10 protein-coding genes, 1 pseudogene and 1 other annotated feature are annotated in these 14077 nt (G+C 41.2%); all 11 genes and pseudogenes read left to right on the top strand.

The window, feature by feature from the left end:
• The first annotated feature begins 45 nt into the window (after positions 1-45).
• The 11 genes and pseudogenes from speD to QE450_RS14335 all read left to right on the top strand — a co-directional run bounded on the left by speD (position 46) and on the right by QE450_RS14335 (position 14073).
• Positions 46-450: an adenosylmethionine decarboxylase gene (gene speD, locus QE450_RS14385; RefSeq protein ID WP_204826703.1), complete on the top strand. Its 405-nt coding sequence runs from the start codon at positions 46-48 to the stop codon at positions 448-450.
• 278 nt (positions 451-728) lie between these two features.
• Positions 729-2114, top strand: coding sequence for a glutamyl-tRNA reductase (gene hemA, locus QE450_RS14380; RefSeq protein ID WP_273613389.1), 1386 nt, complete (start codon positions 729-731; stop codon positions 2112-2114).
• A gap of 140 nt (positions 2115-2254) precedes the next feature.
• Entirely contained in the window at positions 2255-2956 is a 702-nt protein-coding gene (gene ccsA / locus QE450_RS14375; protein WP_273613388.1) for a cytochrome c biogenesis protein CcsA, read from the top strand.
• Complete coding sequence (locus QE450_RS14370) at positions 2953-3663, top strand: precorrin-2 dehydrogenase/sirohydrochlorin ferrochelatase family protein (RefSeq protein WP_307300023.1); 711 nt, start codon at positions 2953-2955, stop codon at positions 3661-3663. The genes ccsA and QE450_RS14370 overlap by 4 nt, the downstream gene beginning before the upstream one ends.
• Before the next feature lie 26 nt (positions 3664-3689).
• Positions 3690-4640: a hydroxymethylbilane synthase gene (hemC, locus tag QE450_RS14365; RefSeq protein ID WP_273613386.1), complete on the top strand. Its 951-nt coding sequence runs from the start codon at positions 3690-3692 to the stop codon at positions 4638-4640.
• Positions 4641-4644: 4 nt separating this feature from the next.
• A complete protein-coding gene (gene cobA, locus QE450_RS14360) occupies positions 4645-6195 on the top strand; it encodes a uroporphyrinogen-III C-methyltransferase (RefSeq protein WP_274172027.1) in 1551 nt (516 codons plus the stop codon).
• 122 nt (positions 6196-6317) lie between these two features.
• Positions 6318-7322 carry a porphobilinogen synthase gene (gene hemB, locus QE450_RS14355; protein WP_307300019.1) on the top strand — a complete coding sequence of 335 codons (1005 nt, stop codon included), beginning with the start codon at positions 6318-6320 and terminating at the stop codon, positions 7320-7322.
• 39 nt (positions 7323-7361) lie between these two features.
• Positions 7362-8669 carry a glutamate-1-semialdehyde 2,1-aminomutase gene (hemL, locus tag QE450_RS14350; RefSeq protein WP_273613383.1) on the top strand — a complete coding sequence of 436 codons (1308 nt, stop codon included), beginning with the start codon at positions 7362-7364 and terminating at the stop codon, positions 8667-8669.
• Positions 8666-9610 (top strand): RluA family pseudouridine synthase, encoded by a 945-nt coding sequence (locus QE450_RS14345; RefSeq protein WP_307300012.1) that lies wholly within the window; start codon positions 8666-8668, stop codon positions 9608-9610. The genes hemL and QE450_RS14345 overlap by 4 nt, the downstream gene beginning before the upstream one ends.
• A gap of 82 nt (positions 9611-9692) precedes the next feature.
• Positions 9693-9953 (top strand) — a binding site (T-box leader).
• Positions 9954-10015: 62 nt separating this feature from the next.
• Positions 10016-12685 (top strand): valine--tRNA ligase, encoded by a 2670-nt coding sequence (locus QE450_RS14340; RefSeq protein WP_307300009.1) that lies wholly within the window; start codon positions 10016-10018, stop codon positions 12683-12685.
• A gap of 10 nt (positions 12686-12695) precedes the next feature.
• Positions 12696-14073 (top strand): annotated as a pseudogene (locus QE450_RS14335) (bifunctional folylpolyglutamate synthase/dihydrofolate synthase).
• The last annotated feature ends 4 nt before the right edge of the window (positions 14074-14077 follow it).

Genomic DNA, 14077 nt, shown 5'->3' with positions numbered 1-14077 from the left:
TGAAATTTTTCAAACATTTTATTCCTAGGAAGGGGGAACCGGAAGATGGAATACTCAACTTTCGGAAGACACGTTGCTGTTGATACTTGGGGTGTAGATTTTGATATGCTGAATAATGCTGAGGTTTTGCAAGCTCATATGGTTGATGCAGCTGAAGCATGCGGAGCAACAGTAATGTCTGTTCAAGCCAAACAATTCGAACCACAAGGTGCTACAGTACTTGTTTTGTTGTCGGAGAGTCACCTCTCGATTCACACATATCCTGAGAGAGGATTCGCGGCTATTGACTGCTATACCTGCGGAGAGACCGTAGATCCACAGTTAGCTATTGACTACCTGGTATCCGTTCTGAAACCTGAAAAAACGTATGCCAAAAAATTAGTTCGCGGTTTGGGAGAACTTCAAGTGGAAACACCTGAAATCAAATCGGTTGAACTTATCAATCAATAATATAAACTTTGCTTTGTAGAAGCAAAAGATTAAAATGAAATAAGATCTAAACAATAGCCATGGGGGTTACCTATGGCTATTTCTTTTTAAGTCCATCATTTGACGATATGAAATCATTTGATTATGGTAGGGATAAAGAAATTGTGTCTATATTCCGATGATGATTTCATAAACATTTCATAAAAACGACGAAATTCGTAATTTAGCTGTGATATAATTAACGTATTGTTAATGAACGTATAGAGATATGACTTTTAGATTAGGCAGGTGAACTTGCAATGCACATCGTTGTTGTCGGATTGAATTACCGCACAGCACCCGTTGAAGTGAGAGAACGGTTTGCTATTGCGGACGAAGATTTACCGCAGGCGCTCCGGCAGCTCAGAGAAACTAAGAGTGTGTTGGAAGGGACTATTGTAGCGACTTGCAACCGTACGGAGATTTACGTGGTATTAGATCGTCTGCATATGTGTGGACATTTTATTCGTACCTTTATGGAGCAGTGGTTCGGTATTCCCCGTCAGGAATTTACACAGCATTTATATATATATGAAGATGAACAAGCGATTAGTCATCTTTTTCGTGTAGCTTGTGGATTGGATTCGATGGTGCTGGGTGAGACTCAGATTCTGGGTCAAGTAAAGCGTTCATTCCAATGGGCGCAAGAAAATAAAGCAACAGGTACATGGTTTAATATGTTGTTTAAGCAAGCTGTGACACTGGGTAAACGTGCACATTCAGAAACAATGATCGGTGAAAGTGCAGTTTCGATCAGTTATGCAGCTGTAGAGCTAGGCAAGCGCATTTTCGGTGCTTTTCATAATAAAGTGATTATGATTCTAGGTGCTGGCAAAATGAGTGAGCTTACTGTGAAACATCTATATGCGAACGGTGCGGCTGAAGTGATTGTAGCGAATCGTACACTTGGACGTGCTCAAGAATTGGCGCATAAGTTCAACGGTACACCATGTACTATTGAACAAGCGATGGATCGTTTACATCAAGTAGATATTCTGATCAGTTCTACAGGAGCACAAGGATATGTACTGAATGCAGATACACTTGCTCAAAGTATGAAATTGCGTAAGTCTCGTCCTTTGTTTATGATTGATATAGCGGTTCCACGTGATATCGATCCAGCAATTGGCGATATTAGCAATGTGTTTTTATATGATATCGATGATCTAGAAGGTATTGTAGAAAGCAATATGGAAATGCGCCGAGCAGAATCGATTAAGATTGAGCGTATGATTCGCCAAGAAGTAGAATCGTTCAATCAATGGCTCAAAACATTAGGTGTACGTCCAGCAATTCGTGCTCTACAAGAACGTGGAGCAGATATTCATGCAGAGACACTGGAGAGTTTATTTAATAAATTACCAGAGTTAGATGAACGACAACGTAAAGTGATCAGTCGTCTAACCAAAAGTATCGTAAATCAAATGAATCATGAACCGATTCATCGGATTAAAGAAATGGCTGCCGAGAAAGATGGGGCTGAAGCACTTGATTTGTTCACTCGAATATTTGCTTTAGAAGATCAGCTTGAACATTCAGCAGATCAAGTCAATCAAAGCGAAGTTTCTGAAGCACAGTCGCCTGTGCAAGCTAATAAATTGGGATTAGAAGGTAGTTTTGGGTCTTTTGCTCCCGCAACCCTATAGGCAGGTGATTCGCTTTGACGCTTTTTAACCTGTTATACGATATTATTATTTATTTATACGCCCTGAGCCTTCTGTTTTATTTCTCGGATTGCATTCGTCGCAATCCGAGGGCGAAGCGGTTAGGCACAGGGTTTCTTATTTTGGTATTTGTTATTCAGATCGTCAGTATTACGATTCGAACGATAGAGGAAAAAACATTACCGTTATTTTCAACGTATGATTTTTTCTTTGTACTGACTTTTATTTTAATATTAATTTCCTTTTTTATTGAAAAGGTATTGAAGACTGATTATGCCGTATTGCTGTTAAATGTAATCGGCTTTTGTGCTATGGTGCAAAATCGACTTCATTCACCGGGTGAAGGTGTACTCCCTACAGGTTGGGATACCGTTCATGGATTATTAATTTTACATGTAATATTTGCTAATATTAGTTTTGCTGCGTATACGGTAGCTGCTGTGTTTGCTTCGATGTATCTCTTTTTACATCGCAAATTAAAACAAAAAAAATGGGATAATACAGTACGCCGTTTACCTAGCTTAGAAAGTATGGAGAAGTACACTTACACAGCGATGTTAATCGGTACACCGGTATTGATCGTTTCGTTGATTGTCGCTTTGATGTCGATTGTTGCAGAAGGAAGATATATTCTTTTGCTGGATTCCAAAGTGGTGTTTACGTTGTTAGCATTATGTGTGTATGTTGCTTTTTTTGCTACCAAAAAAATGCGTAACTATTCAGCCAACACAATGGCACTATGGGCAATCTTAGGATATATTTTGTTTATTTTAAATTTTGTTTCTAATTCATGGTCTGCTTTTCATCAATGGGTGGGTGTATGAGTGATTTTATTCATTATCTGCCTATTATGCTGGATTGTAGAGATCAAGATTGTCTGATTGTAGGTGGCGGTAAAGTGGCTGAACGTAAAAGTATCTCTTTGCTACAAGCAGGAGCCGTACTCACGATAATCAGCCCTACTGTAACACCAAAATTGCAACAATTAGTAGATCAACAGCAGATACGCTGGCATGATCGCGAATATCAGAGTGGTGATATCGCTAATCGTGTTCTTTCCGATGAGAAACTTAGTGAATTTGGTTACAGACCTTATTTTTTGGTACATGCGGTTACATCAGTACCTGAAGTTAATAATCAAGTTGCCAATGAAGCACGTTCTTACCGCATTCCGGTAAATGTTGCTCATCAGCGTGAACAGAGTACTTTTATTAATCCAAATGTGATTCGTCGTGGACGGTTAACGATAGCGGTAGCGACTTCTGGAGCTGGACCTTTAGCAGGTCGTCATATTGCGAAAGAAATCAATCAACATTTTGGAAATGAATATGAGATGTATATTGATTTTTTGTATCATTTACGGGAAACGATTGCTACACAAGTTAACGATGAATCATTACGCAAATCATTGCTACATCAAGCGATGTCGCTTTCTATTTTAGAAGATATTCGGCAGGGTGTATTTGAACCCTGGAGTGAGCAACAAATACAACACTGGATCAACCAATCAATAGAGCAATTAGACTATTGAATACAATGGGATCAGGAGATGAATATATGCGTACGATCGTAGTAGGAAGTAGACAAAGTGCTCTAGCGTTAACACAAACAGGTCATGTGATTGATGCGTTAACCGCGATTAGTGAAGAGCAAGGTCTAGAAGTACATTTTGAAATTAAAAAGATCATTACCAAAGGCGACCGGATTCTAGATGTTACTTTGTCCAAAGTCGGCGGGAAAGGTCTATTTGTTAAAGAAATTGAACAAGCACTGCTTGATGGTGAGATTGATATGGCTGTGCATAGTATGAAAGATATGCCGTCTGAATTACAAGAAGGTCTTATCAATGGTGCTATACCACCAAGAGTCGATCCTAGAGATTGCTTGATTACACGTACAGGTTGTTCGTTAGAAGAGCTTCCGCAAGGGGCTAAGCTTGGTACAAGTAGTCTTAGACGTGCAAGTCAGCTTAAATTATATCGTCCTGATCTACAAATTGAATCGATTCGGGGAAATATTGATTCTCGTTTGCGTAAGCTTGAAACCGAAGGCTTTGATGCGATTATGCTAGCAGCTGCAGGGTTAGAGCGGATGGGTTGGTCGGATCGAATCACTTCCTTTTTACCGACAGACATCTGTCTGCCTGCTGTAGGACAAGGAGCACTTGGAATCGAATGTCGCGCAGATGATATCGAAATGTTGCAATTGTTGTCTTTGTATAATGACGATCTAACCGCAGTCACAGTCACAGCAGAACGTACATTTTTGGCTGAGTTAAATGGTGGCTGTCAGGTGCCTATCGGTGCATATGCGGTTCGTCTTCAAAGTTCGGATGTGCCGGAAGAGCAAAGTATTATACAATTAACAGGAATGGTGGCTACACCGGATGGCAGTATTATGCTGAAAGAAACGATGCAGGGTACAGATCCTGTAGCACTTGGTATTGCTGTAGCGGCACAACTGAAAAGTCAGGGAGCAGATCGGATACTGGCAGAAGTAAGGGGATGAGTGTATGACCGGTAAAGTGTATTTGGTGGGGGCAGGTCCTGGAGCGTTAAAGTTAATTACGCTTCGGGGCTGGGAATGCATAGGGCTTGCAGATGCGGTAGTCTATGATCGTCTAGCAAGTCCACGGTTGCTCAAGCAAGCCAAGCCAGGAGCAGAAAAAATTTATGTAGGCAAATTGCCTGATCGACATACGATGAAGCAAGAAGAGATTAATCAGTTGCTGGTTGATCTGGCGTTACAAGGGAAAACGGTTGTCCGTCTAAAAGGTGGCGATCCGACGATTTTTGGTAGAGTAGCGGAAGAAGCTGAATTGCTACGCCAACATCAGATTCCTTATGAAATTGTACCGGGGATTAGCTCTTCGATTGCGGTTCCTGCATATGCAGGTATTCCGGTCACTCATCGTGACTTTGCTTCATCTTTATCTATTATTACAGGGCATGAGAGTCCAGATAAATTGGATCAAAGTATTCACTGGGATAAAGTGACTAACGCTACAGGAACACTTGTCTTTATGATGGGTGTTGCTAAGATCGGTTATATTAGTGAGCAATTGATAAAGCATGGACGACCGACATCTACACCTGTCGCTTTGATTCGTTGGGGAACGCGAGCTGAACAAGAGACACTGGTCGGTACACTTGAAGATATCGCTGCTAAAGTAGAAGCTGCTAACTTCAGACCACCTGCTGTCATTGTAGTCGGTGAAGTGGTGAATCAACGTGAGCATTTGAAATGGGTAGAAGATTTGCCTCTATTCGGTAAGCGTATTTTGGTAACTCGTGCACGTAGTCAGGCGAGTGAATTGGTTAATCGTATTGATGAGCTAGGCGGAGAACCGTATGAGTATCCAGTGATTGAGACAAGGCTGTCTGTAGATGAAGAAAGCACTCAAAATATCGCCAATGCTTTATCAAATTTGCCTAAATATGATTGGGTATTCTTCACCAGTGTTAATGGAGTAGAGTACTTCTTTGAACATTTGAAGCTACATGCTCAAGATATTCGAGCATTGTATCGTGCCAAAATAGTAGCTGTCGGTCCTGCTACATTAGAAGCTCTACGATTGCATGGGATTGCTGCTATGCCCTTGCCTGAGAAATTCCAAGCAGAAGGCTTGTTAGACAGCTTAGAAGGTCAACTACAAGCCGGACAGCATGTTTTACTACCCCGTGGTGATCTAGCACGCTCATGGTTACCGGATACACTTCGAACGATGAATATAGAAGTGACCGAGATCGATACGTATGAGACAGTTATGGTCGGAGAAGATGATATTGAGTTACGTAAGTTATTAGAGGAAGAAGCGATTCATGCTGTTACATTTACCAGTTCTTCGACAGTAACTAATCTTTTAGCAGCTTTGAAAAAGATGGGCATTGAAGATCCTGTACAAGCATTGCAACATTCGATGATTGCTTGTATTGGACCGCAGACTGCTTTAACAGCCGAGCAAGCAGGACTCAAAGTAGGATTATTGGCTGAACAAGCAACGATTGAAGGATTACTAGATGTGCTTTGTCGTTGGAATGCTGATGTATTAATAGATGTTTAAGTTATAAATTGATGATCGACATCAGATATGCCGACCTTGCAAGTGCTGGTCGGTTTTATTTATCTAGGGTAGTAAGAATATGTTGTTATTTATGATGTATACATTCAAGGAGGAATATGATTATGAGTCAACCCTTTTCACGTCACCGTCGTCTTCGCAAAACGCCTGCTATTCGTAGCATGGTAAGAGAAACGATTTTGCACAAAAGCGATTTTATTCAACCGGTATTTGTAACATACGGCACAAATGTAAAAGAAGAAATTTCGTCGATGCCTGGCGTATACAATTTCTCATTAGATACTATGCAAGCAGAAATTCAAGAAATTGCTGAATTGGGCATTCCAGCAGTCTTATTATTTGCTGTTCCTGAAGTGAAAGACAGTGTAGGTACAGGTGCTTATGCTCAAGATGGTCTGGTACAACAAGCGACTCGTTGGATTAAAGCTAATTATCCGAATCTGCTAGTGGTTGCAGATACGTGTCTATGTGAATTTACCGATCATGGACATTGCGGTGTTGTACATGCACATGAATGTGATGGTCATATTGAAGCTGAAGTCGATAATGATGAATCGTTAGCATTGTTAGTCAAAACAGCAGTCTCTCAAGCAGAAGCAGGAGCAGATATTATTGCTCCTTCTAATATGATGGATGGATTTGTATATGCGATTCGTGAAGGCTTAGATGCAGCAGGATACAAAGATATTCCGATTATGTCGTATGCTGTGAAATATGCTTCAGCATTTTATGGCCCATTCCGTGAGGCTGCTCAATCTGCACCTCAATTTGGTGATCGTAAGTCTTATCAAATGGACCCTGCTAACGTGCGTGAAGCATTACGGGAAGCTGAAAGTGATGTAGCCGAAGGAGCAGACATGTTGATGGTCAAACCTTCTCTTGCTTATATGGATGTATTGCGTGCTGTACGTGAGAACTTTGATCTACCATTGGTGGCTTATAACGTAAGCGGTGAGTACGCTATGGTCAAAGCAGCTGCGCAAAATGGCTGGATTAATGAACGTGGGATTGTAACTGAAATGATGCTTGGCTTCAAACGTGCAGGAGCAGACATGATTATCACGTATTTCTCCAAAGATGTTGTACGTTGGTTGCGTGAAGAACAATAATTTAATCTCAAATAAATTGATTGATGGAGGTATTTGCTCATGGAATCTACTCATTCTGTTCGTCGTGATGAGCGTTCACGAGAAGCTTTTGAAGAAGCAAAACAATATATTCCTGGAGGCGTGAACAGCCCTGTTCGTGCTTTCAAAACGGTAGGCTTAACACCAATCTATGCTGAACGTGGTGAAGGTTCAAGATTGTATGATATCGATGGTAATGTATTTATCGATTATATCGGCTCTTGGGGACCACTCATCATGGGACATGCGCATCCTGATGTGGTGCGTGCTCTCCAAGAAACAGCAATCAAAGGAACAAGCTTTGGTGCACCTACTGAACTGGAAACAAAAATGGCGAAGCTTGTCGTAGAACGTGTTCCATCAATGGATATTGTACGCATGGTCAATTCAGGAACAGAAGCGACCATGAGTGTGATTCGTCTTGCTCGTGGATATACAAAGCGCAATAAAATTTTGAAATTTGAAGGTTCATATCATGGACATTCCGATAGTCTGCTGATCAAAGCAGGTTCAGGTGTTGCTACTCTTGGTTTACCTGATAGTCCGGGTGTTCCTGAATCAGTAGCAACCAATACGATTACAGTTCCTTACAATGATCTGGAATCTCTAAAGTTAGCGTTTGAACGTTTTGGAGAAGAGATTGCTTGTATTATTGTAGAGCCTGTTGCTGGAAATATGGGAGTGGTTCCACCGCAACCGGGATTTTTACAGGGATTACGTGATATTACGACTCAATATGGTAGTTTGCTTATTTTCGATGAAGTGATGACAGGTTTCCGTGTTGATTTGAATTGTGCACAAGGACGTTATGGTGTTACACCTGATTTGACATGTCTGGGTAAAGTCATCGGTGGTGGATTGCCTGTAGGTGCTTATGGTGGTAAACGTGAGATTATGGAGCAAGTAGCGCCAACAGGCCCTATTTATCAAGCAGGAACATTGAGTGGTAATCCACTGGCTATGGCAGCAGGGTACACCACACTTAGTCTTTTAACTCCAGCAGTTTATGAGCGTTTGGAGACAATTTCTGCTCGTTTGCAAGCAGGATTTGAAAAGAATGCGGCTGAGTTTGGGATTCCGTTGACTGTCAATCGTGTAGGATCGATGGTATGTCCATTCTTTACAGCAGGTCCGGTAACAGATTATGATTCTGCCAAAGCTAGCGATATGGATATGTTTAAACGTTACTTTGGAGCCATGTTAGATCGCGGAATCAGTGTAGCTCCGTCTCCATTTGAAGGTATGTTTGTATCGGGTGTTCATAGTGATGAAGATATTGAACAGACGCTTGCAGCTCATTATGAAGTGATGAAGTCTTTGCAATCATGATGAATGTATCCGATCCTAAGCCATCTTCTATTCTGGCTCAGTGTTCTATAAGAGATGGAGAATGGTTACAAATCACGCCAGATCATGATCTTCTACAGGCAGAAGGCAATGCCAGACACAAAGCGGTGATGCAGTGGTTAGAACAAGTATCGGTTCCGGTGAAATTAATCGGTCGACTGCATTCCAAAGGTGAAGTGAAAATAGACGGAGAGCATATTCGGCTTCGTCTGTTTCCACCGATGGATTATGGATTTGATCCTCGTCCACATGATCGCGCGAAAGTGCTCTATGAAGATGATTATGTTCTGGTGATGCATAAGCCAGCAGGTATGAATGTTCATCCTTCGGAAGCATCTGATCCAACGATTACATTAGCCAATGTAGTAGCCGATCATTATCAACAAACAAATCAGCAATGTGCTGTTCGTCATGTGCATCGTCTGGATGAAGATACCACAGGCCCTGTTTTATATGCCAAAAATGAATTTGCTTTATCCAAATTAGATGAGCAAATGCGTTCTAAAACGATTGATCGTAAATATATAGCTATTGTACAGGGCAAAGTAAGTGACCAATTAACTATCATAGATCAACCGATCGGTAAAGATCGCCATCACAAACAGCGTCGACGGGTGTCTCCGACAGGGCAAGAAGCGATTACTCATATTGAGAAAATATACAGTTCAGCCAGAGCGAGTCTTGTGCGGTTAACACTAGAAACAGGACGAACTCATCAAATTCGTGTGCATATGAGTGATGCCGGTCATACGCTTATCGGGGATGTTCTTTATGGAGGTAGTCAAGAATTTTATCGTCAGGCGCTTCATGGAGAACAATTAACATTTGAACATCCTTTTACAGAGGAAATAATGACTGTTAATGATCCTTTACCTGAGGATATGATCGAATTATTGGATCAATCAGGCATACCTCGCCTTTAAGTCAGCTCTATGACAGGTTTTTTATTGACTTTGATAGGAGCAACGGGTATGATTTGGAGTAAATATTGATTTATTTATGATCTCAATAACCTTGAACGGGAATAGTAGATTATATCGTCCTCAAGAGAGTAGAACTGTTGCGCTGAAAGGTTCTATAGGATCCGGTAGATCGAAGTCGCCTGGGAGTTGTTTATTTGAATTTCAGTAAACCTATTAGATGGATACTGAAGGTAGAATAAACCGGTAGCAGCCGTTATCTGCCTCGGAGTGTCGTTCATAGGCTTTTTTATGCATGGACGAAACAAAGGTGGTACCGCGAGAGCTAAGTCCTTTCGTCCTTTGAGACGAAGGGCTTTTTTTATTGAGAATTTTAGCAAAATGACTACGAATATGGGGGTATTTACTATGGCAGATACGCATGAGAATCAAGCAACAACTTCAATGCCGACAACTTATGATCCTAAATCGGCAGAACGTAAATGGTATGACTATTGGATGGAAAATGATTTTTTCAAAGCAGGGCAACGTCCTGATGCGAAGCCATATACAATTGTTATTCCACCTCCTAACGTAACAGGTATGCTTCATATTGGACATGCACTTGATTTTACATTGCAAGATATTATGACTCGTACCAAACGGATGCAAGGTTTTGATGCGCTTTGGCTTCCAGGAGCAGATCATGCAGGGATTGCAACACAGACCAAAGTAGAGCAGAATCTGCGTGCAGAAGGTATCACTCGTCATGACTTGGGACGTGAGAAGTTTGTAGAAAAAGTATGGGAATGGAAAGACAAATACGCAGCTAACATTCATGAGCAATGGGCGAAAATGGGCTTTTCTCTTGATTATTCACGCGAACGTTTTACATTGGATGAAGGTTTATCCAAAGCGGTTCGTGAAGTATTTGTAAAGCTGTACAACAAAGGTCTCATTTATCGTGGTAAATACATTATTAACTGGGACCCTGAAGCACGTACAGCTTTATCAGATATCGAAGTAGAATACAAAGAAGTGAACGGACATCTGTATCATTTACAATACCCGCTTCAAGATGGTAGCGGACATATTGTAGTAGCAACGACTCGCCCGGAGACAATGCTTGGTGATACAGCGGTAGCCGTTCATCCCAAAGACGAACGTTACAAAGATATGATTGGTAAAATGCTAGTGTTGCCAATTACCGGACGTGAAATTCCGATTATTGCTGATGATTATGTTGACCGTGAATTCGGTAGTGGCGCTGTAAAAATCACTCCTGCTCATGATCCGAATGACTTTGAAATGGGGCATCGTCATGATCTGCCTCAGATCGTAGTCATGGATGAGACAGGCACGATGAATGAAAATGCAGCCCAATACCAAGGATTAGATCGTAGTGAATGTCGCAAACAGATCGTTAAAGATCTAGAAGCAGCAGGCGTTTTGATCAAAATCGAAGATCATGTACACCAAGTAGGACACAGCGAACGTACAGGCGCAGTAGTTGAACCGTATTTGTCTACACAATGGTTTGTAAAAATGAAACCACTTGCTGATGTTGCGATTAAAGCGCAAAAAGAAGGCGAAGGTGTTAACTTTGTACCGGATCGTTTTGAAAAAACGTATTTGAACTGGATCGAAAATGTACGTGACTGGTGTATCTCCCGTCAATTATGGTGGGGACACCGTATTCCAGCATGGCATTGTGAAGAAACAGGCGAAATTATTGTAGCAACAGAAGATCCAAGTCATTTACCTGAACATGCAGGTAAAACATTACGTCAAGATGAAGACGTATTGGATACATGGTTCAGTTCTGCATTATGGCCGTTCTCTACACTGGGCTGGCCGGATGAAACAGAAGATTTGAAACGTTATTATCCTACTGATTTACTTGTAACTGGATACGATATTATCTATTTCTGGGTATCTCGTATGATCTTTACAGCACTTGAATTTACAGATCAAATTCCATTTAAAGACGTATTGATGCACGGTTTAGTGCGTGCTGCGGATGGACAGAAAATGTCCAAGTCGCTAGGTAACGGTATTGATCCACTTGAAGTGATTGAGCAATATGGTACAGATGCGATGCGTTATATGTTGTCTACAAGTAGTACACCAGGACAAGATTTGCGTTTCCGTCTGGAGCGTGTGGAACAAGCACGTAACTTTGCAAATAAAATCTGGAATGCTTCCCGTTTTGTTTTGATGAATATGGAAGGCTTCCGTTATGAAGATATCGACTTGAGTGGTGATCTTAGTACAGCAGATCGCTGGATACTACATCGTATGAACGAAACAGCACGTGATATTACACGTCTAATCGATTCATATGAATTTGGTGAAACAGGTCGCCTATTGTATAACTTTATCTGGGATGATCTATGTGATTGGTATATCGAAATTGCTAAGTTGTCACTATATGGTGAAGATGCAGTAGCGAAGAAAACAACGCAATCGGTATTAGCTTATGTGTTGGATCGTACATTGCGCATGATTCATCCATTTATGCCATTTATTTCAGAAGATATCTGGCAACATTTGCCGCATGAAGGCAATACAATTACACTTGCAGCTTGGCCTGAATTTGATCCGGCTTTAGAAAACAAAGCTGCGCAAGAAGAAATGAATTTGTTGATCGACTTGATTCGTGCTGTTCGTAATATTCGTGCAGAAGTGAATGTACCGATGAGCAAAAAAATCGAATTGATGGTTAAAGCCAAAGACCAAAAAACATTGGATATTATTCAATCCAACGAAGGATATATTCGTCGCTTCAGCAACACTTCTGAGTATCAATCTGGATTGGATCTAGCAGCACCGGATAAAGCGATGACAGCGATTATTACCGGCGCAGAGTTGTATTTACCACTTGCGGGTCTGCTTGATATCGGTCAGGAAATCGCTCGTCTGGAAAAAGAAGTAGCGACTTTAACTTCTGAAGTTGAACGTGTTGATAAAAAGTTAGCTAATCAAGGCTTTGTAGCTAAAGCACCTGCTAAAGTGATTGAAGAAGAACGTGCTAAACAAGCCGATTATTCGGAAAAACGTGAAAAAGTTCTTGCCCGAATCGCAGAATTGAAAGGGTAAGGTGAACAGGATGGAACATGGAACATCAGAGGGGCATCAAGCCCCTTTTCACACTTATGAGCAAGCTGTTGAATGGATAAATAGTCTGATTCCTTTTGGGATTCGTCCGGGGTTATCTCGTATTGAAGGTCTGATGGAGTTATTGAATAACCCGCATCGTAAGCTTAAATTTGTACATGTTGCAGGGACGAATGGTAAAGGAAGCACGTGTGCTTTTTTAACAAGTGTTTTGATACAATGCGGCTATGATGTCGGTACATTTACATCGCCGTATATCACCAAATTCACCAATCGTTTTCAATATAACGGTATAGATATTCCAGAAGAGACATTGTGTCGCTTAGCTAATCGTCTATATCCTTTAGTGGAGCAAATGGCAACAACAGATTTGGGATCACCAACGATGTTTGAAGTATCAACAGCACTTGCCATTTTGTACTTTGCTGAAGAATGTTATCCTGATGTGGTGATCTGGGAAACAGGTCTTGGTGGACGAATGGATGTAACCAATATTGTTCATCCAATATTGTCAGTCATTACAAATGTAGGCTATGATCACACTGATATTCTAGGAGATACATTAGAGCAGATTGCTAGTGAAAAAGCCGGTATTATCAAGCCGGGCGTACCTGTAGTGAGCAGTGTAGATCAACCGGAAGTGATCGAAGTACTTCGTGCTAAAGCAGCAGCTTGCAAATCAACGCTTTATTTAGCAGGTGAACAATACACAGCAGAACGTCTATCTGGCGATGAAGCGGAGCAAACGTTCCGTTACAAAGGTCTTTTTCGTGAAATCGATATTACGATCTCTATGCAAGGAGAACATCAATGTACCAATGCAGGTGTAGCGATGATGGCGTTAGAAGTACTGCGTCAATATTCAGCTTTTGTATTGGATGATGAGCTGTTGCTGAAGGGATTTAGACATACTTTTTGGGCAGGACGCTTAGAGAAAATGCCCGGGTGAGCCAACGATTGTACTGGATGGAGCACATAATCCTGAAGGAGTAGCAATGCTTGTCAAAAGTATACCGCAGACTTATCATTACAAGAAGCTTCATATGCTTGTCGGCATGTTAGAAAACAAGCATCATGAGCCTGTATTTAGACATCTATTATCAATTGCAGATACAATTATTTTGACAGAACCCGATTTTCGACGCAAAATGGATGCAGATCAATTGGCACAATTAGTGATCAGATTACAACAAGAAATGAACAGAACAGAAGTAAATGTTATAGTGGAGCGTGACTGGCGGCAAGGTATTCAGTTGCTTCAATCACGAACAGAACGGGAAGATCTAGGGGTCGTAACCGGAACACTGTATTTAATTTCGGATGTAAGAGCGACTCTTTTGCATCAAACCGATTCTGAAAAGGGCTGGTGAGTCA

The organism is Paenibacillus sp. SORGH_AS_0306, from assembly GCF_030819345.1.
GTDB classification, from domain to species: Bacteria; Bacillota; Bacilli; order Paenibacillales; family Paenibacillaceae; genus Saccharibacillus; species Saccharibacillus kyungheensis.
Note: the sequence above shows the minus strand (reverse complement) of the source record. Positions and strands in the feature narration are given on the sequence as shown.

Excerpts from the sequence above, each read along its gene's own strand:
- QE450_RS14370 (WP_307300023.1), top strand. The coding sequence starts at position 2,953 with ATGAGTGATTTTATTCATTATCTGCCTATTATGCTGGATTGTAGAGAT.
- hemA (WP_273613389.1), top strand. The coding sequence starts at position 729 with ATGCACATCGTTGTTGTCGGATTGAATTACCGCACAGCACCCGTTGAA.
- QE450_RS14340 (WP_307300009.1), top strand. The coding sequence starts at position 10,016 with ATGGCAGATACGCATGAGAATCAAGCAACAACTTCAATGCCGACAACT.
- hemC (WP_273613386.1), top strand. The coding sequence starts at position 3,690 with ATGCGTACGATCGTAGTAGGAAGTAGACAAAGTGCTCTAGCGTTAACA.
- QE450_RS14345 (WP_307300012.1), top strand. The coding sequence starts at position 8,666 with ATGATGAATGTATCCGATCCTAAGCCATCTTCTATTCTGGCTCAGTGT.
- cobA (WP_274172027.1), top strand. The coding sequence starts at position 4,645 with ATGACCGGTAAAGTGTATTTGGTGGGGGCAGGTCCTGGAGCGTTAAAG.
- hemL (WP_273613383.1), top strand. The coding sequence starts at position 7,362 with ATGGAATCTACTCATTCTGTTCGTCGTGATGAGCGTTCACGAGAAGCT.
- speD (WP_204826703.1), top strand. The coding sequence starts at position 46 with ATGGAATACTCAACTTTCGGAAGACACGTTGCTGTTGATACTTGGGGT.
- hemB (WP_307300019.1), top strand. The coding sequence starts at position 6,318 with ATGAGTCAACCCTTTTCACGTCACCGTCGTCTTCGCAAAACGCCTGCT.